The sequence below is a fragment of the Carboxydocella sporoproducens DSM 16521 genome (assembly GCF_900167165.1).
Classification (GTDB): domain Bacteria; phylum Bacillota.
Genome location: NZ_FUXM01000024.1, coordinates 1 through 18076 on the forward strand (window position 1 = coordinate 1; position 18076 = coordinate 18076).

General features: G+C 49.4%; 21 protein-coding genes. All 21 read left to right on the forward strand.

Features of this window, described 5'->3' with window-relative positions; all coding sequences use genetic code 11:
• Positions 1-224 precede the first annotated feature (224 nt).
• The 21 genes from B5D20_RS09085 to B5D20_RS09185 all read left to right on the forward strand — a co-directional run bounded on the left by B5D20_RS09085 (position 225) and on the right by B5D20_RS09185 (position 18041).
• Positions 225-539: a hypothetical protein gene (locus B5D20_RS09085; protein WP_078665922.1), complete on the forward strand. Its 315-nt coding sequence runs from the start codon at positions 225-227 to the stop codon at positions 537-539.
• Entirely contained in the window at positions 523-726 is a 204-nt protein-coding gene (locus tag B5D20_RS09090) for a PIN domain-containing protein (RefSeq protein ID WP_078665923.1), read from the forward strand. The genes B5D20_RS09085 and B5D20_RS09090 overlap by 17 nt, the downstream gene beginning before the upstream one ends.
• Before the next feature lie 17 nt (positions 727-743).
• Positions 744-944 (forward strand): PIN domain-containing protein, encoded by a 201-nt coding sequence (locus tag B5D20_RS09095; RefSeq protein WP_078665924.1) that lies wholly within the window; start codon positions 744-746, stop codon positions 942-944.
• 110 nt (positions 945-1054) lie between these two features.
• Positions 1055-1789, forward strand: coding sequence for an N-acetylmuramoyl-L-alanine amidase CwlD (gene cwlD / locus B5D20_RS09100; RefSeq protein WP_078665925.1), 735 nt, complete (start codon positions 1055-1057; stop codon positions 1787-1789).
• A gap of 6 nt (positions 1790-1795) precedes the next feature.
• Complete coding sequence (amrA, locus tag B5D20_RS09105; RefSeq protein WP_078665926.1) at positions 1796-3205, forward strand: AmmeMemoRadiSam system protein A; 1410 nt, start codon at positions 1796-1798, stop codon at positions 3203-3205.
• Between the two features lie 14 nt (positions 3206-3219).
• The gene (gene amrS / locus B5D20_RS09110) at positions 3220-4074 is read left to right on the forward strand and encodes an AmmeMemoRadiSam system radical SAM enzyme (RefSeq protein WP_078665927.1); all 855 of its coding nucleotides are present in this window, start codon (positions 3220-3222) and stop codon (positions 4072-4074) included.
• Between the two features lie 65 nt (positions 4075-4139).
• A complete protein-coding gene (locus B5D20_RS09115; protein ID WP_078665928.1) occupies positions 4140-4613 on the forward strand; it encodes a chemotaxis protein CheX in 474 nt (157 codons plus the stop codon).
• The gene (locus B5D20_RS09120) at positions 4607-5788 is read left to right on the forward strand and encodes a M20 family metallopeptidase (protein WP_200803493.1); all 1182 of its coding nucleotides are present in this window, start codon (positions 4607-4609) and stop codon (positions 5786-5788) included. The genes B5D20_RS09115 and B5D20_RS09120 overlap by 7 nt, the downstream gene beginning before the upstream one ends.
• 35 nt (positions 5789-5823) lie before the next feature.
• Positions 5824-6126: an alpha/beta-type small acid-soluble spore protein gene (locus tag B5D20_RS09125; protein WP_078665929.1), complete on the forward strand. Its 303-nt coding sequence runs from the start codon at positions 5824-5826 to the stop codon at positions 6124-6126.
• 37 nt (positions 6127-6163) lie between these two features.
• A complete protein-coding gene (locus B5D20_RS09130; RefSeq protein ID WP_078665930.1) occupies positions 6164-6997 on the forward strand; it encodes an SDH family Clp fold serine proteinase in 834 nt (277 codons plus the stop codon).
• Between the two features lie 88 nt (positions 6998-7085).
• Positions 7086-7832 (forward strand): polysaccharide deacetylase family protein, encoded by a 747-nt coding sequence (locus B5D20_RS09135; RefSeq protein ID WP_078665931.1) that lies wholly within the window; start codon positions 7086-7088, stop codon positions 7830-7832.
• Positions 7823-8686, forward strand: coding sequence for a DMT family transporter (locus B5D20_RS09140; RefSeq protein ID WP_078665932.1), 864 nt, complete (start codon positions 7823-7825; stop codon positions 8684-8686). The genes B5D20_RS09135 and B5D20_RS09140 overlap by 10 nt, the downstream gene beginning before the upstream one ends.
• 103 nt (positions 8687-8789) lie before the next feature.
• A complete protein-coding gene (gene argC / locus B5D20_RS09145; RefSeq protein WP_078665933.1) occupies positions 8790-9827 on the forward strand; it encodes an N-acetyl-gamma-glutamyl-phosphate reductase in 1038 nt (345 codons plus the stop codon).
• A gap of 15 nt (positions 9828-9842) precedes the next feature.
• Positions 9843-11072, forward strand: coding sequence for a bifunctional glutamate N-acetyltransferase/amino-acid acetyltransferase ArgJ (gene argJ, locus B5D20_RS09150; RefSeq protein ID WP_078665934.1), 1230 nt, complete (start codon positions 9843-9845; stop codon positions 11070-11072).
• A gap of 12 nt (positions 11073-11084) precedes the next feature.
• On the forward strand, positions 11085-11948 hold the full coding sequence (gene argB, locus B5D20_RS09155; protein ID WP_078665935.1) for an acetylglutamate kinase: 864 nt from the start codon (positions 11085-11087) through the stop codon (positions 11946-11948).
• A 12-nt stretch (positions 11949-11960) separates the two neighbouring features.
• On the forward strand, positions 11961-13127 hold the full coding sequence (locus B5D20_RS09160) for an acetylornithine transaminase (RefSeq protein ID WP_078665936.1): 1167 nt from the start codon (positions 11961-11963) through the stop codon (positions 13125-13127).
• 242 nt (positions 13128-13369) lie between these two features.
• Positions 13370-14143, forward strand: a complete 774-nt coding sequence (locus B5D20_RS09165) for a LamB/YcsF family protein (protein WP_078665937.1) — start codon at positions 13370-13372, stop codon at positions 14141-14143.
• 25 nt (positions 14144-14168) lie between these two features.
• On the forward strand, positions 14169-15389 hold the full coding sequence (locus B5D20_RS09170) for an NRAMP family divalent metal transporter (RefSeq protein WP_078665938.1): 1221 nt from the start codon (positions 14169-14171) through the stop codon (positions 15387-15389).
• A gap of 58 nt (positions 15390-15447) precedes the next feature.
• Positions 15448-16188 (forward strand): 5-oxoprolinase subunit PxpB, encoded by a 741-nt coding sequence (gene pxpB / locus B5D20_RS09175; protein WP_078665939.1) that lies wholly within the window; start codon positions 15448-15450, stop codon positions 16186-16188.
• Between the two features lies 1 nt (position 16189).
• Positions 16190-17239, forward strand: coding sequence for a 5-oxoprolinase subunit C family protein (locus B5D20_RS09180; RefSeq protein ID WP_078665940.1), 1050 nt, complete (start codon positions 16190-16192; stop codon positions 17237-17239).
• Positions 17240-17255: 16 nt separating this feature from the next.
• Positions 17256-18041 (forward strand): putative hydro-lyase, encoded by a 786-nt coding sequence (locus tag B5D20_RS09185; RefSeq protein ID WP_375804199.1) that lies wholly within the window; start codon positions 17256-17258, stop codon positions 18039-18041.
• The last annotated feature ends 35 nt before the right edge of the window (positions 18042-18076 follow it).

An 18076-nucleotide genomic window follows, 5' to 3' on the forward strand; every position in this document is an offset into this window, starting at 1 on the left:
AGGACTACCCTCTATTACCACTAGCCCTTTTGGCCAAAGAACTGGAGTCCTTAATTACATATAATTACATAAATGTCATATATACCATAATGCGTAATGACCAAAACATAGTTGACTACCATTCATAAAATTAATGCAACGCTACTGATACTTAATGAAATTATCGAACGAGGTTTCACAGAGCTAAATAGTGTTCTTGCGCAATTTAGGGAGTGAGAAAGAGTATGTCTAATGCGTTTGTGTGTGGGGCGGCCGCAATTGCTACGTCAATTATTTTGACAACTAGCCATTCTAGCATTGAATATAATAAATTTAATTGTGTTCATAAGTTTGTAAAAGATGGTATAATAAAAAAAACATCTGCATCACGATCGGTGCAACTTCCTTATGAAGTTCAAACATGGAGAGAACTTCGCTGTGCAAAGATAAAAGCAATTCAAGGAAAATATGCTTTTGTACCGACTAGTAGCGAGGAATTTATCAGAAGTAAGTGGGAGGAAATAGAAAAAGAAGGGGATACGGATGGCGGTTGTTTTTGATGCTTGTGCCATTATTGCCTGGCTACGTGACGAACCTGGTGCAGACATGATTAGTGAGATTATTAAAAATGAAGATTGCTGCTATTTACATGCGATTAATGCTTATGAAGTATATCACGAGACTTTCTACGAGTTACAGGTAAAGAAGAAATTGCAAGTAATGCAATTGAGGATATTAAATCTGTAGTAGAGGTTATCGAAAATATGGAAACGCAACTATGGAAGACTGCTGCGGATGTAAAAATAAATATAAAAAAAATCTCTATTCCTGATTGCTTCGCAATTGCGTTAGCAAAACGCATAAATGCTCCTGTGGTAACGGCAGATCATAAAGAGTTTATTCCAGTAAAAGAGAAAAAAATATGTGAAGTTATTTTTTTTTTCGGGATCCTGGTGTGCACTTAAAAAAATAATTTAAGCAATAATAGTTTAAAAGTACTTCGCTCAGCTCAGCCAGCTGAGCGGTTTTATTTTTTCTTCCACGGGCATAATGTTTGAGGGGGAGGTGGGAACAAATGCGGGTAATCTATTTTCGCTGGCGTTCACTGGTGAGTGTACTGGCACTTCTGTTGATAGCCACTGGTATGGGGCTGTATCTAGGGGAGAAAAATAGGCAAGAGGAAATACTGGTTATGGCGCCATTACTGGCTGGAAAAATGATAATACTGGACCCAGGCCATGGCGGGTATGACCCCGGAGCCAAAGGGAAAAATGGCGGGGTTGAAAAGGAGATAACCCTGGCGGTGAGTCAGCGACTGGCACTGGCGCTGGCTCAGTCCGGGGCAGGAGTCCTGATGACCAGAAACGGTGATTATGACCTGGCCCCTGAGGATGTGGATTCTCTCAGCTTGAGAAAACAGCTGGATTTAAAGAAAAGGGTCGAAATTGCTGAATCCGCAAAAGCAGATCTGCTCCTCAGTATTCATGTTAATGCCTTTCCTTCAGAAAAATGGTATGGGGCCCAGACCTTCTATCAAGGGGGGGATGCCAGGAGCAAACAGCTGGCAGAAGCAATTCAGAGTGAACTGCAACGAATAACCGGTACCCGACGGGTGGCAAAAACTGCTGATATTTTCACCAACCGGGTGTCATCAATGCCATCAGTTACCGTGGAAATTGGCTTTATATCCAATCCGCAAGAGGAAAAACTAATGATGGACCCGGATTACCAGAATAAAGTAGCCTGGGCTATTTACTGTGGCATTTTGCAATATTATACTAAAATTAACCAGACTGAGGTACAGAGGTGAATAAAGTTGAACAATATTGTTTATGTTGGGCTCAGCCCTCATCCCCCTATTATCATTCCGGCCATAGGTAAGGAAGAGCTGACTAAAGTAGAGGCTACCGTAACAGGTATGAAAAAATGGGCTGATGAGGTGCGTAGGGCTGAACCGGATGCGATTGTACTCATTTCCCCCCATGGGACAGTTTTCAGTGATGCTATTACTATCCGCAAGGGGGAAAGAGTACAGGGAAATCTGGCGGATTTTGGTGCTCCGCAAGTCAAGGCAGACTGGCCGGTAGATTTGAATTTACTGGAGGCTATTGGCCTGATGGCATACCGGGAGCAGGTGAATGTCGTTTCTCTGGACCGGGAGGAAATGCAGCGGCTAGGTGCTAAATGGGAACTGGACCACGGTGCAATCGTTCCTCTGTGGTACTTGCAGGAAGCGGGGCTGGACTGCGCTCTGGTTTCAGTTAACATGGGTCTACTGGCGGTAGAGGAACTGTACGCCTTTGGGCTGGCGGTGCAACGGGCAGCAGGATTGCTGGGCCGCAGGGTTGCGGTAATTGCCAGTGGGGATTTATCCCATCGACTGACACCAGATGCTCCTTCTGGCTTTGCCCCTGAGGGCAAAGAATTTGACCGGCGCATTAAAGAGAATCTGGAGTTATTACAAATTGAGGAAATTCTGCGTTTGCCTGAAGAGCTGGTGGAAAAGGCAGGGGAGTGTGGCTTGCGGCCCTTAATTATGGCTTTGGGAGCGCTGGATGGCCTGGATGCTCAGTGTGAGATTTTCAGCTATGAAGGCCCCTTTGGAGTAGGATATCTAGTCTGTGGTTTTAAGCCTCAGGGACCCAATCCGGAGCGGGAACTGCAGGAAAAATTGATTGACCGCAGGGAAGAGGAAATTGCTGCCCGTCGGGCCCGGGAAAGCTATCCGGTAAAGCTGGCTCGCCGTTCTCTGGAATACTATCTGAGAAATGGAGAGATTCTGGACAAACCCAAAGATTTGCCTCCAGAACTGGAAAAGGCTGCTGGTGTGTTTGTTTCCATAAAGAAACATGGACAGCTGCGTGGCTGCATTGGCACAACCGAGCCTACCCAGCCTACTATTGCCGAGGAGATTATTCATAATGCCATTGCGGCAGGAACCAGGGACCCCCGGTTCTGGCCGGTAGAGGAAGAGGAATTGAGTCAATTGCTATATTCCGTAGATATTCTTAACCCGGCAGAACGGGTTAATTCCCTGGCCGATCTGGATCCCCGCCAGTATGGTGTGATAGTTCGCAAAGGCCGAAGTAGCGGCCTGCTTTTGCCTGATTTGCCAGGGGTGGACACAGTAGAAGAACAGCTGCGGATTGCCAAGCAAAAAGCAGGCATTAACCCGATGGATCAGGATGTAGAGATCTGGCGCTTTACTGTAACCCGCTACCTGTAGTGGAGGGATATAGTATGAAAGAGGCTCAGTACTGGCAGAGGGAAGGGGAAAAAATCCGCTGCCAGTTATGTCCTCATTACTGTCTTGTGGCAGATGGACAAAAAGGTAGATGCGGAGTGAGAGAGAACAGAGGAGGCAAGCTTTATGCCCTCAATTATGGACAAATTGGGGCCCTGGCCCTGGACCCTGTCGAGAAAAAACCCCTTTTTCGCTTTAAACCGGGTAGCATGATTTTGTCAGTAGGAACAACGGGCTGTAACCTGGATTGCGCCTTTTGCCAGAACTGGGAACTGGTAAGCGGCAGGGGAGGCAGGGAGGAAATCAGTCCGGAAGAACTGGTGGCCCTGGCAGAAAACTACCGGCCAGTCGGGAATATTGGTCTGGCTTATACCTATTCCGAGCCCTTGATGTGGTTTGAGTTTGTCCTGGCTACGGCCAAATTGGCCCGGGGGAAAGGATTGGCAAATGTGCTGGTCAGCAATGGCTATATCAATGAAGCTCCCTGGCGGGAGCTGTTGCCCTGGCTGGATGCAGCTAACATTGATATTAAAGGAGAGAAAGAGTTCTACCGTAAGCTGTGTAAAGCCCGCCCGGAACCGGTGTGGCGTGCAGTAGAACTGGCGGTAGAGGCGGGGGTTCATGTGGAAATAACCTGTCTTTTGGTTACTGATGAAAACGACAGCCCGGAGCAGATCGAGGCGCTGGCAAGAAGGCTGGCAGATCTATCTTCTAAAATCCCACTTCATCTATCCCGCTATTTTCCCCGGCGCAGTTTAACAGCACCACCCACTCCGTTGGAGAGAATGTATGAGGCGCAAGCTATCGCCTCGCGCTATTTAAAATATGTTTATTTAGGTAACTTGCCCTGAGCAGCAGGAAAGAGGGGCGGCAGTGTCGAAATAGCCAGTAGTTTGCCTGAAAGGACGGGAGAGACTTGCAAGCGGAGTTGATTAATCCTTTTATTATAGCTGCCAGAGAGGTTTTGCAACAGGAAATAGGCAGTGATGTACAGATAGGCCAGCTTAGTCTGGACAATCATCTCTTAACAAGCAGGGAAGTTAAGGTCAATATTGCCATGACCGGAGATGTAGAAGGCCTGATTTTTTATGGTCTGGACCAGCATCAGGCTTGCCAGCTGGCCAGCCTGATGCTGGGGGAGCCTATAGGTGAATTTAATGAAATAGTGTATAGTGCGGTGGCAGAAATGGGAAATGTGATTTCCGGCATAGCCACCCGGGAACTGGAAAGGGCAGGTTATACTACTGATATCAGTACCCCTGTCGTGCTGGTAGGAGAACAGGCCAAAATCAATTTGGTGGGCTTAACCTATCTGGTGGTGCAGCTAACTACTGCCGTTGGGCCCTTAACTTTGTTAGTAGCTTTGCGAGGAGTGAAAAATAATTGCTAAAGGATACCGGGGAAAGAATTTGTACATGGTTGCAGGAAAATCTTAGTACCTGGCAGGATTTAAGCCTGGCTATTCACCGCCATCCAGAACTGGGCTACCAGGAGTACTTTGCCTGTAAATTGTTAACTGAGGCATTGGCTGCTGGTGGCTTTACCGTACAAAAAGGCATAGGTGAGATGGAAACCGCCTTTTGGGCCGAATGCCAGGGCAAGGGGACCGGGCCAACCCTGGCTTTGCTGGCGGAATATGATGCTTTGCCGGAACTGGGCCATGCCTGTGGCCATAATATAATCGGGGTAGCAGCAGTAGCAGCAGGTCTTGCTCTGGCCCGCTTTCGGTCAGAGTGGTCGGGACGGATCGCAGTAATAGGTACACCGGCGGAAGAAACCGGGGGCGGAAAGGTGATTCTGGTACAGAAGGGTTATTTTCAGGCCGTGGATTTTGCTATGATGATTCATCCGGCTGACCATTTTTGTGCCCAGGTTACATCAACGGCGATGGATGCGATTGAGTATGTTTTTTACGGCAAACCAGCCCATGCTGCGGCCAGTCCCCAGGAAGGAATCAGTGCCCTGGAAGGGGTTATTCAACTATTCAATAATATTAATGCACTGCGTCCCTATTTACCCGATGGGGTAAGGATCAATGGCATTATCACAGAAGGGGGCATAGCTCCCAATATTGTTCCGGAACGGGCAGTGGCGCGGTTTTATATTCGAGCCAAACAGAGAAACTACCTCAATACCCTGGTGGAGAAGGTACATAACTGCGCCCGGGGAGCAGCCCTGGCTACTGGCTGCAAGGTGGAATGGCATAATTTTGAATTATCCTATGATGAGATGTGTACTAATCAGACCATGGCCCGTATTTTTGAGCAAAAGTTACGCTATCTGGGAGTGGAACAGATACGTTCAGGACGGGAAGGCATGGGTTCCCTGGATATGGGCAATGTCAGCCAGGTAGTACCGGCTATTCATCCCTATGTAGCCATAGGGTCACTGGGGCTAACAGCTCATACCCAGGAATTTGCTCAGGCGGCGGGTGGACCGGGGGGCTTAAATGGATTGCTGCTGGGCGCACAGGCAATGGCTTTAACAGCACTGGAAATCTTAAACAAGCCTGCCTTGCAAAAACAGATTCGTAGTGAGTTTGAAAACCGGGGTTCCTGCTCATAATAAAATTGACCAAGTTCCGAAAGGAGGCTGGTTAAATGGCACGCCGAAAGCGCAAGGACCCGGTTACCGAAGCGGCCCTCAAACAATTGAAGTTTGAAGTGGCTCAGGAGTTGGGAATTCCTCTGAATGAGGAGGATAACGGGGACCTGACTACCAGACAGGTAGGGAAAATCGGCGGTACCATGGTTAAACGGCTGATTGAACTTGGTCAGCGGGCGCTGGTGGCAGAATATGAGGCGCGGCAGCGGCGGTCGCAAATGCGGCTGGTTCATGCCCAGCGGCGGCCTCAACTGGCTGCACAGGCCCTGGGGGTGCAGCGGCTCCGGGCGGTTCGCTAGGGGTGCGCCCCCTTTTCTACTGCAGAGGAGGGAAAAGATGGCTACTATCCTTAATTTGCTCTGGCTGGTTTTTATGATTATGGCACTGGTGCCCATGTTCAATCAGCGGCGCCTGGAGTTGCAGCGTGTGCGTTTAATGCGGGAAATTGAGTTAAAAAGGGGTTCTCGTTTGATCACCCTTATTCATCGTCAGGAATCCATTAACCTGCTGGGCATACCGATTTCACGTTTTATCAATATTGAGGACTCAGAGCAAGTTTTGCGGGCGATCCGGCTTACACCCGAAGATATGCCCATAGACCTGGTTCTGCACACACCAGGGGGCTTAGTACTGGCCTCAGAGCAAATTGCTTCAGCTTTAAGCAGGCACAAAGCCAAAGTAACAGTATTTATACCCCATTATGCCATGTCAGGGGGGACGATGCTGGCATTATCGGCAGACGAAATCGTGATGGATGAAAATGCGGTCCTGGGCCCGGTGGATCCCCAGATCGGTCAGTACCCGGCTGCCTCTGTTATTAAGGTAGTAGAGGAAAAAGGGAAGGAACATTGTAAAGACGAGACCCTAATTCTGGCCGATATTGCCAGAAAGGCAATGAATCAGGTGGAGACCAAGCTCAAGGAAATTCTGGCCGATAAGTTTCAGCCTGAGCGGGCAGCGGAACTAGCGAAAATTTTCAGTGAAGGTCGCTGGACTCATGATTATCCTATTTCTTATGAACAGTTACGGGAACTGGGGTTACCAGTCTCCACGGCCATGCCCCGGGAAATTTATGAACTGATGGAGTACTATCCTCAACCGCCTCAGCGTCGTCCTTCTGTACAGTACATTCCCCTGCCATACTTTGAAGACACCCGTAAAACCAGGTAATTCGACATTCCAGCAAAAAACAATGGCCAGCCAGTACTAGCAAGGCTATAATTAACATAGACGGATAACCAGAAGGGCGGAGATAGCCATGAAAAGACGCTACTGGATGGTTTTAACTTTTTTGCTGGTTTACCTGGTCTGGCGGGTCTTGCAACCCCAGCTGATGCAGGCTATGGCCAGTGCCCATCTGCTGGGAAGGATAGTGATTTCTGCCCATACCCAGGGGGAGAAGCTGGTTGCTCTGACCTTTGATGATGGTCCTGATCCCCGTTTTACTCCGCAAATACTGGACATCCTTCAGCAATATCGCGTTCCTGCTACTTTTTTTGTCATTGGTCAGGCGGCACAGGATCACCGGGACCTGCTGGAACGGGAAATAGCTGAAGGACATGAGATAGCCAACCATACTTTTAGCCATCAGGATATGGTGGCGATGAATGAGCAACAAATTGCTCTGGAAATAGATATGACCAATTCTCTGCTGGAGCGTATCACCGGTAAAGTGCCGGACTACTTTCGGCCGCCCCGGGGACGGTTTGACTGGCGGCTGATCGAAGCCTGTGAGCTCAGAGGACTGAGGATTGTTCTCTGGACAGTGGGCATTGAAAATCACACGACCAGAACACCTGAGGCAATGGCAGACCGGGTAGTGGCTAAAGTTTATCCCGGGGCGATTATCCTGGGGCATGATGGCCGTCTGAACCGAATCAAAACGGTGCAGGCTTTGCCGCTCATTATCACCAGACTGCGGGCCCAGGGCTATCGCTTTGTTACTTTGAGTCAGTTGCTAGATACTGAGAAAGAGATAAGAAATGGGGAGGAGTTATGGCGTTAGCAGGTTTGATTATCGCTACTCTGGCTATATCGTCAGCCGGGCTCTGGGCTAAACTGGCAACGGCCCATGGCCTGGTTATCGCTTTTTATCGGGTCTTTTTTGCTGTAATACTTTATCTGCCGCTGATGGTAAGGCACTGGCGGGAGCATAACGGAGAGATAAAGCCAAAGTTTTGGTTTTGGCCGGTACTGGCCGGAATTTTTTTAGCCCTGCACTGGAGTACCTGGTTGCAATCATTTAAATATACCTCGGTGGCAATGGCTACGGTACTGGTGGCTACCCATCCGATTTTTGTTCTCCTGGGGAGTCGACTCTGGCTGGGGGAGAGATTACCGTCCGGGAGCTGGTCTGGCATCTTTTTGGCTATTCTGGCTACTGCCGGTTTGAGCTGGCAGCAGATGCAAGGAACTGGCGGGGATTTACGGGGGGAAATGCTGGCTTTGTTTTCAGCGGTTATGGTATCAGCTTATTTTTTGATCGGGAGGAAATGTCGCCAGTACCTGACAGCACTGAATTACAGCTTTTTAGTTTATAGTGCCTGTGCCCTGTTTCTGGCTCTGGCCATTCTCTTTTCCCCTTATTCCTTTACCGGCTATTCCGGGCAGGACTGGCTGGCGTTCCTGGCGCTGGCTCTTTTTCCTACCCTGCTAGGACATAGCCTTTTGATGTGGGCGCTAAAATTTTTGCCAGCAGGACTGATTTCCCTTACCGCCCTGAGTGAACCGGTGGGAGCTACTCTGTTAGCGGCTCTGTTTTTACATGAGGTTCCTTCCCTTGAACAGGGGATATGGCTGGGCTTGTTATTGCTGGGGATTGCCTGGACAGTTTTTGCCAGCAGGCAAAAGATGGTATAGCATTATTGCGGAAATGGCTCCGGCAATAACCGGAGTCTTTTTTTCTTGCATTATTATGCAGAAATGATGTATAATTATAACATGTTATACAGGGGGGATCGGTGTGATAAAAGTTGGTATTGTTGGTGCCACCGGTTATACTGGCGCAGAACTGATCAGAATCCTTCAGGGTCACCCGGAGGTAAAAATAGAGGTTTTAACCAGTCAAAGTTATGCAGGTCAGGAAATTGCCCAGGTGTTTCCTCAGCTTTCACCCTTAGAGCTACCGGTACTGATCGAGCAGGAACAGGACAAACTAACTGAGGTGGACGTGGCTTTTTTGGCCCTGCCCCATGGGGTTTCCATGCCCATTGCCGCCCGTTTGCTGTCAGCCGGGGTGAAGGTGATTGATTTAGGGGCAGACTTTCGCTTAAAAGATGCCGTGGCCTATCAAACCTGGTATGGGCTGGAACATTCATACCCGCAGTTGCTGGCTGAAGCAGTCTATGGCTTGCCGGAACTGAAACGGGAGCAGATAGCGGCTGCCCGGCTGGTGGCCAATCCCGGCTGTTATCCCACCAGCATTTTGCTGGCCCTGGCACCGGCACTGAAACATGGTCTGCTCCATCTCGATACCATAATCGCCGATAGCAAGTCCGGCGTATCCGGGGCTGGCCGGGGTGTGAGCCTGGGAGTGCACTTCAGTGAAGTTAACGAAAACTTTAAAGCCTATAATGTCGGGCAGCACCGGCATACGGCGGAAATCGAGCAGGAACTGGCGGTCCTGGCGGGAAAACCCCTGACCATCACTTTTACTCCCCATCTAGTACCCATGACACGGGGGATTTTGAGCACTGTCTATGCTAAGTTACGACAGAATCTGGAGGAAGAAGAGATCAGGGCTATCTACCGGGACTTTTACCGGGGAGAACCTTTTGTTAAGGTACTGGAGGCAGGTCAGTATCCCCAGACCAAGTGGTGTGCGGGAAGCAATCGGGCCTTTATTGGTTTGAAAAAAGATGCCCGCACCGGTCGTTTAATTCTGGTCTCTGCCATTGACAATCTGGTCAAAGGGGCCAGCGGGCAGGCAGTGCAAAATATGAATATCCTGTTTGGTTTGCCGGAAACCATGGGCTTAGAAGAAACAGGGTTGTGGCCATAGAAAGGGGAAAGGAAAATGCGGGATTGTCCAGGAGGAGTATGCGCGCCCCGGGGCTATCAGGCGGCCGGGGTAGCGGCAGGGATAAAAAAGCGGGATAGTGACAAAAAAGATGTGGCAGTGATCATCAGTCAGGCCCCGGCTATAGTAGCCGGGGTGTTCACCACCAATAAAGTGCAGGCGGCACCTGTCCTGTGGTCAAAGGAAGTGGTTAACCGTGGCCAGGCGCGGGCCATTGTGGCCAACAGCGGTAATGCCAATGCCTGTACCGGGGAACAGGGCCTGGCGGATGCTAGAGCGATGGCAACTCAGGTAGCGGCTCTGAGTGGTGGGGAAATAACTGCTGAAGAGGTGATTGTAGCCTCTACTGGAGTAATCGGGGTGCCTTTACCCATGGATGTAGTTGAAAGCGGGATTGCCCGGGCCTGGGCTCAACTCAACCCGGAGGGCAGTGGTGACGCTGCTGCAGCTATTATGACCACTGATACCTTTGCCAAGGAAACGGCAGTGGAAATAGAAATTGCCGGTCAACCGGTGCGTGTAGGGGGGATTGCCAAAGGGTCGGGGATGATTCATCCCAATATGGCAACCATGCTGGCCTTTATCACCACTGATGCCCGGGTGGATGGGGCAGCCTGGCAAGCTTTGCTCAAGGAAGCGGTGGACCAGACCTTCAATATGGTTACCGTCGATGGCGATACCAGTACCAATGACATGGTAGTTGCCCTGGCCAATGGCCTGGCCGGGCCTGAGTCGGCCCTGGCCCCGGGGCAGCCGGGCTGGGAAGAGCTGACTCTGGCAGTAACGGAAGTTTGTCGCCGCCTGGCCATCGCTATTGCCCGCGATGGGGAAGGGGCTACCAGATTGCTGACTGTTGAGGTAACAGGGGCAATTTCCCTGGCGGCAGCCCGGCTGGCGGCCAGAACGATTGCCGGTTCCAGTCTGGTGAAAAGCGCTATCTTCGGCGCTGATGCCAACTGGGGACGGATTATGGCCGCTCTGGGTTATTCCGGTGCGGAATTTGACCCCCAGGCAGTTTCCATTAGTTTCCGGGCCGGGGAAAAGAGTTTACTGGTATTCCAGGAAGGTGCACCGGTGCCTTTTGCGGAAGAGGAAGCCCGGGCTCTGCTGGCAGAAAAAGAAGTGACCATCGCAGTAGATCTGGCGCAGGGGAGAGAAAGGGCCACCGCCTGGGGCTGTGACTTAACCTATGATTATGTCAGGATCAATGCTGATTATCGGACCTAAGGGGGGAGCGGGATGTTCAATATTATCGATAAAGCAGCTGTGCTGGTGGAAGCCTTGCCTTATATCCAGAAGTTCCATGGCAAAATCCTGGTTATCAAATACGGAGGCCATGCCATGGTTAACCAGGAGCTGAAAGAGGCGCTGATCAAGGATATTATTTTGATGAAACTGGTGGGCATGCATCCCGTCCTGGTTCACGGGGGCGGACCGGATATAACCACCATGTTGCAAAGGCTGGGAGTTGAATCCCGGTTTGTGGGAGGGCAACGGGTTACTGATGATCAGACCATGGAAGTAGTGGAAATGGTGCTGGGTGGCAAGCTGAACAAGGAACTGGTGGCCCTGATCAATAAAAACGGGGGCAAAGCTGTGGGCCTAACGGGCCAGGATGCTAACCTGTTGCGGGCTGTACCCAGAAAAGGGCCTCAGGGCGAAGATCTGGGCCGGGTGGGAGAAGTGGTCCAGGTGCAGCCAGAACTGGTGCTGAATTTGATCAGCCAGGGCTATATTCCGGTAATCGCCCCTATTGCTGTGGATAGTGATGGCAAAAGCTATAACGTCAATGCCGACTATGTGGCCGGGCAGCTGGCCGGGGCCCTGCGGGCAGATAAGTTTATTTTGCTCACCGATGTGCCCGGCATATTGCGGAATGTCAATGACCGTTCCAGTTTGCTGTCAGAAGTAACCCTGAGCCAGGTGGAGGAACTGCAAGCAGAAGGGATTATCAAGGGTGGCATGCTGCCCAAGGTGGAATGCTGCGCCGCTGCCATCCGGGCCGGAGTGGAACGGGCCCATATTATCGATGGACGTATCCCGCACGGCATATTACTGGAAATCTTCACAGATGGAGGAATCGGCACGATGGTGTCGGCTTGAGGGGGGAGAGAGATGAACAAAACCGACGAGCTGATAGCTTTAGGCAAACAATATGTGATGAACACCTATGGAAGGCTCAATCTGGTACTGGCCCAGGGGCAGGGAGCCAGGGTTTGGGATCTAGAGGGCAAGGAATACCTGGACTTTCTAGCGGGAATTGCCGTTAATGCCCTGGGGCACAGTCACCCGGCAGTAGTGGAGGCCCTCAAGAAACAGGCAGAAAAGCTGATCCACTGCTCCAATCTTTACTGGATTGAGCCCCAGATTCGGCTGGCCCAGCTCCTGGTGGAAAACTCCTGCGGGGATAAGGTCTTTTTCTGCAATTCCGGGGCCGAAGCCAATGAAGGGGCGATCAAGCTGGCCCGTAAATATGCCAAACTGCATTATGGGCCGGAAAAATATGAAATCATCACAGCTATTAATTCTTTCCACGGCCGGACCCTGGCGGCGATAACAGCCACCGGCCAGCCCAAATACCAGAAGGGTTTTGAGCCGCTAGTGCCTGGTTTCAAGCATGTTCCTTATAATGACCTGCAGGCACTGGCAGAGGCTATTGGCCCGCAAACCTGTGCCATCATGCTGGAGCCCATTCAAGGGGAAGGAGGCGTAGTAACTCCTGATCCCGCTTATTTGTCCGGGGTAGCGCAACTTTGCCGGGAACATGGTCTGCTGCTGATTCTGGATGAGGTACAAACCGGCATTGGACGCACCGGTAAACTTTTTGCCTATGAGCATTTCGGCATCGAGCCAGATATCTTTACATTGGCCAAAGGTCTGGGGGGCGGGGTGCCCATCGGGGCCATTGTGGCCAAAGAAGAAGTGGCAGCGGCTTTTCAGCCCGGGGATCATGCTTCTACCTTTGGCGGCAACCCCCTGGTCTGCGCTGCGGCCTTGGCGACCTTGAACATCATCCTGGAGGAAGGTTTTTTGGCCCAGGTTCAGGTCAAAGGAGAGTATCTGCGCTCCTTGCTGGCTGAGATGGGCCCGGTACGGGGCAAAGGGCTGATGCTGGGTCTGGAGTTGCCGGGACCGGGGGCGGAAGTAGTGGCCCGATGCCAGGAACGGGGGCTGTTGATAAACTGTACTGCCGGGAATGTGCTCCGGTTTGTACCGCCGTTGATTGTCAACGAAGCGGAAATACAGGAAGCTGTCCGCATTTTGAGGGATTGTATGAAGTAAATAAGCTATACCCCCAGGCCAGATTACTGATGTTGGCCTGCTTTTTTTCTGTAGCCCGAACCAGTCCGGAGGCGGCACCGGCTTGCAGTAAATATTCGGCAAGGGATTGGGCAAAGGGAGCAAACTCCTGATCGCCAAACTGTTTCTGGGGAAAGGAATTTAATAATTCAACATAGAATATATTTTTTTCAAAATGGACTAGTGGTCTAATCACAAGGCCAAAGTCTTTAGGGGGAGGGTAAATGAAGTACAGGGTAGATTTAAACAGTGATCTGGGAGAAAGTTTTGGTGTGTATAAACTGGGTATGGATAAGGAGTTGCTGGAAATCATTACTTCTGCCAACATAGCCTGCGGTATGCACGCCGGAGATCCCCGGGTTATGTCCGCTACTGTAAAAATGGCTGTCCAGAACGGGACTGCTATTGGAGCGCATCCCGGATATCCTGATTTACAGGGGTTTGGCAGGCGCAACCTTGCCATGAGTCCGGAGGAAGTGAAAGACTATGTTATTTATCAGATAGGGGCTCTGGAAGCTTTTGCCCGGACTATGGGTACGACCCTGCAGCATGTTAAGGTCCATGGCGCTTTGTATAATATGGCTGCCAGGGATTACAAGCTGGCTTTAGCCATAGCCGAAGCTGTGAAAGCTGTAAACCCGGATCTAATTTTACTGGCACTGGCTAATTCGGAGATGGTTAGAGCAGCTAAAGACATAGGCTTGAAAGTAGCTGAAGAAGTTTTTGCTGACCGGGCTTATAACCCCGATGGCACTTTAGTAGCCAGAGGTACGCCTGGAGCCATGATTCACGAAAAAGCCGTGGCTATTCCCAGGGTGGTTCGGATGGTCACGGAAGGCAAAGTCACAGCTATCAATGGCGAAGATATTGACATCAAAGCTGACAGCATTTGTGTTCACGGGGATAATCCGGAAGCCCTTGCTTTCGTGAAAGAAATTCGGACAGCACTGGAAGAAGCCGGTGTTTCCGTTGAACCCTTGGCTAATTTCATAATCTAATAAAGACAAGAAGGGGGAAAGTTTGATGGCAGATTTCGAAATCAAGACTAAAACAGGAACAGCAGGGAAGGCTAGTTTAGGGGCGCTCCTGGGGGCGGCCTTCCTGATGGCTACTTCAGCCATCGGACCTGGGTTTGTGACTCAGACGGCCGTTTTTACCCAGCAGTACATGGCTAATTTTGCTTTCATTATCTTAGCTTCAGTTATTCTGGATATTGGAGCCCAGATGAATGTTTGGCGCGTTATCGCTATATCGGGTATGCGCGGCCAGGATGTAGCCAATAAGGTACTGCCGGGTTTGGGTTATTTTGTTGCTTTCCTGGTGGCTTTAGGTGGGTTGGCTTTCAATATCGGTAATATTGCAGGTGCCGGTATGGGGATGAATGTAATGTTTGGCATTACTCCTGCTATGGGGGCCATTATTTCCGCAATGATCGCTATTTTTATCTTTTTATCCAAAGAAATGGGCAAGGCCATGGATGCATTTGCCAAGGTTTTAGGCGGTCTAATGATTCTTTTAACCTTATATGTAGCCATTATAACCAGGCCACCTGTAGGTGAAGCCTTGCTTCGTACTTTTGTTCCAACTGAAGTGCCTCTCTTACCCATTATCACCTTATTGGGTGGCACAGTGGGTGGATACATTACTTTTGCCGGTGGTCATCGCCTTATTGATGCAGGTATTACCGGTATTGAAAATTTGCGTGAAGTTACCAGGGGTTCTGTGACAGGTATCATTATTGCATCTGTCATGCGGGTGGTTCTTTTCCTTGCTGTTTTGGGGGTAGTTGCTGCAGGGCACAAGCTGGATCCGGCCAATCCGCCTGCATCAGCTTTCCAGTTAGCTGCAGGAAATATCGGCTATAAGCTGTTTGGTGTTGTTTTCTGGTCGGCAGCTATTACCTCTGTGGTGGGGGCAGCTTATACTTCCGTATCTTTCCTTCGCTCGCTGGCTAGCACCTTTGAGAATAATTACAAGTGGTGGATTATCGCCTTTATTGTAGCTTCTACGGTAATTTTTGTAACTATTGGTAAGCCAGTCAAGCTCTTGATTCTGGCCGGTGCTTTAAACGGTCTCATTCTTCCCATTACTTTGGGAACCATGCTCATCGCTTCCAAACGGAAAGATATTGTAGGGGAATACAAACAGCCTACCTGGTTGATGCTCTTCGGAATTCTTGTTGTTATTGTAGCTATATATGCAGGAGTTCTTTCTCTAAAAGGCATCACAGATTTATTTAAATAAAAGCTGAAAAGGGAGGCTTTGCCTCCCCTTCTTAATCACCATTAGCGGGGGTGATTTCATGTATGATAAGGCCAGGTTTCTTCCTGCTGGGGATAAAGGGGTGGTGGTAGAGTTTGGCAATTCTATCAGTAAGGAAATCAACAAAAAAATTCGTAGCTTGATGTTAGCTATAGAACAGGCTGAATTACCGGGCATAATGGAACTCATACCTACCTACCGCTCTTTACTGGTGCTTTATGAACCCTTGGCCTGGAAATATGGTGATTTAATCCTTCAACTTGAAAAAATCGAAGCCAATCTAGGTGCATTAAAACTTCCCGAGCCCCAGGTTATTTTATTGCCTGTGGTATATGGCGGGGAATATGGACCTGATTTAAACTTTGTCTCTGAACATGCGAAATTGACTCCGGAAGAGGTTATTAAAATTCACACGGGGACAGATTATTTAATTTATATGCTTGGATTTACTCCCGGATTTCCATACCTGGGTGGCATGGATGAACGCATAGCTACACCGCGGCTTCAGACACCTCGCACAAAAATTCCTGCTGGTTCTGTAGGTATCGCAGGAAGCCAAACAGGGGTTTATCCTATCGAAAGTCCAGGCGGCTGGCAAATAATTGGCCGTACTCCTGTCAAACTTTTCGACCCTGCCAGGGAAAAACCCGTTCTCTTACAAGCAGGAAATTATGTGCGTTTTTATCAAATAACTCCCGAAGAATACCAGGAAATAGCCCAACTGGTTGAGAAGGGCCAGTACATTGTTAAATCCGAGAATTATGGTGAGAAGGAGGTTTGACATGAGTTTTATCAGGGTTATAAAACCAGGCCTCCTGACAACGATACAGGACCGTGGACGGTTCGGTTATCAACAGTGGGGTATTCCTGTGGCCGGAGCCATGGATGAATACGCTTTGCGTATAGCCAATCTTTTGGTAGGTAATCCGGAAGGTGAGGCATGTTTGGAAATTACTCTCCTGGGACCCACCCTGGAATTCCAGGCTGAAGGCGTAATTGCCCTGACAGGGGCTGATCTGGGAGCCAGGTTAAATGGCCAGGATCTTCCTCTCTGGCAGGCTTTACAAGTCCAAAAAGGCGACAAACTGGAATTTACGGGTGTGAAGGCAGGATGTCGTGTCTATTTAGCGGTAGCCGGAGGGTTTGAAGTTCCGGTAGTGATGGGCAGTAAGTCTACATATGTACGTGGACAGATAGGCGGTTTTGCAGGGAGGAGTTTACGTAAGGGAGATGAAATTGGCATAAGGGTTCCTCGGGTAGATTTAAGGAGATTGATCAATCGAACGGTACCCAGGGAGTACCGGTATGAATTTACCAATCCCATCCTGGTACGGGTTGTGCTGGGTCCCCAGGATGATGCCTTTACCGAGGACGGAATTAGAACCTTTTTGGAAGGGCAATACCAGGTAACTAACGAAGCTGACCGTATGGGGTATCGCCTGGATGGTCCCAAAATCCAGCATAAGACAAGTCCGGATATTATCTCTGATGGTATTGTCATGGGTTCTATCCAGGTCCCCGGGCATGGTTTGCCTATTATTATGATGGCTGACCGACAAACTACCGGGGGTTACACGAAAATCGCCACCGTTATTACCGCAGATTTAAACAAAATAGCCCAGGCTAAGCCGGGAGATGCAATCAGGTTTCAGGCTGTTTCTATTGAGGAAGCCCATGAGATTTACCGGGCCTATGAAGAAAAAATTCGCAACGTCAAGGATAAATTTATTTTTGCTCAAAAAGAGCCCTTCACAAGTAAGAAAGGGTTAAAGAGAACTATGCGTATATGGGTAAATGGTACGGAATATATAGTCGAAATAGAAAGATTATGAGAGGAGGAGAAAAATGCTGGAATTATTTCATGCTAAACCTGAGGAGGTCAGGGGAGCCATCCGCAAAGGGGAAATAAACAGACCGACAGCGGGGATGTGTGCAGGGTACGCTCAAGCTAACCTTGCTGTTTTACCGAAAGATTTAGCCTTTGAATTTTTGCTCTTTTGTCAAAGAAATCCTAAACCCTGTCCGGTCCTGGATGTTACAGAGGTGGGCTCTTTTGAGCCTGTTTTAACAGCCCCGGGTGCTGATTTGCGCACGGATATACCCAAATACCGTATTTATAAGTATGGCCAACTAGTTGATGAGACTAGTGATATTTTAAATTATTGGCGAGAAGATCTTGTTGCTTTTCTTTTAGGTTGCAGTTTTACCTTTGAGAGTGGATTGCTTCAAGGGGGGATTCCGGTCCGTCATATTGAAGAAGGCAGGAATGTACCCATGTATATTACCAATATACCCTGCAAACCTGCAGGAAGGTTCAGTGGCCCCATGGTAGTAAGTATGCGTCCTATACCTTATCAACAGGTAGTAAAGGCAGTACAAATAACAAGTCGTTATCCAGCTGTTCATGGTGCACCTGTTCATATCGGAGACCCTGTTCTGATCGGAATAAAAGATTTAGATAAACCGGATTTTGGAGACCCTGTCACCATTAAACCAGGGGAAGTACCGGTATTCTGGGCTTGTGGTGTTACCCCACAAGCTGTGGCTATGCAGTCGAAACCACCTTTCATGATTACCCATGCTCCCGGGCACATGTTTATAACTGATGTGCTCAATGAGGACCTGACTGTATAGAGAGATGCCTCATAACAAGACACGTGAAACCATCA